This window comes from Paenibacillus sp. UNC217MF, assembly GCF_000686865.1.
GTDB classification, from domain to species: Bacteria; Bacillota; Bacilli; order Paenibacillales; family Paenibacillaceae; genus Paenibacillus_B; species Paenibacillus_B suaedae.
Genome location: NZ_JMLT01000051.1, coordinates 1 through 1002, shown reverse-complemented (window position 1 = coordinate 1002; position 1002 = coordinate 1). Strand labels below are relative to the sequence as shown.

Annotated in this window: 1 rRNA gene; it reads right to left on the bottom strand. The window is 37.4% G+C overall.

Annotated elements, in window-relative coordinates:
- Positions 1–909: 909 nt before the first annotated feature.
- Positions 910–1002: ribosomal RNA gene (gene rrf / locus BP95_RS32000) — 5S ribosomal RNA — on the bottom strand; the annotation flags it as partial.

The following is a 1002-nucleotide window of genomic DNA, read 5'->3' as shown; positions in this document are numbered from 1 at the left end:
AGTTACTTTCTTTTTCTCACCGCTTTGTCAGCGGCGACTTTTATATCTTATCACTTCGTTCATTCGAAGTCAACAACTTTTTTCAACTTGTTTTTAAGTTGTTTTCATTTGTTGTTGCCCACCTCTTAGTGAGGCAGGAATAATAATATACCACATACTTTAGAAATGCGCAAGCACATTTTTGGGATACAACAGAATATCCTATACTGGATAGCCACCAAGAGAATGGTCACTGATTATTGATTAGCATCCCACAATGGCTTCAATTAGATACGGTGCTGCTAAAGACATGATAACGGACAGCTTCCCTTCTATAGATAACGACGACTCCGATATATGTTAGAGAAGTACATATTCAAAAGACACTCATTATAGAACGGATATAATGACAGTCGTCTATAGGTTCAATAAATGGGAGTCTTCTAAATTGGTAGGTTCAATTTATGAATTCGTCCAAACTTACTCTACTATTTCAAAGGATATCGATCCTAATTAAATTCAATTGTCTTTAGAATAATCAATTATGTTGTATTCCTTCATTGAACACAATTCACCTTTTCACATCCGATCTCATTGGACTATTTACAGAAATAAGCATCAATAAGCATCGCATCATTTGAATATATTGAATAACTTTGGAATTTCCATAGGAAATAATAGTGAAGCCTAGGTACTTCAGATATACCTGACAAGAGAAAAAATAAAACTGTCCCCGGATATAATGAAGTATCAACAGCTTGATGTGGATGGAGTGTTATAATCTAGCAGAAATAACAACTTATACACTTGTGGATAACCAATAATGTATCGTCATTAACAGTTATCCCCGTATGAGGTTAGTAATTGTGGATGATTTGTGGACAACAAATAACCCACCGACTTATTACGGTCAGTGGGTTATTTTATTTTGCTTGGCGACGTCCTACTCTCCCGGGACCCTGCGGTCCAAGTACCATCGGCGCTGGAGGGCTTAACGGTCGTGTTCGGGATGGGTACGCGTGG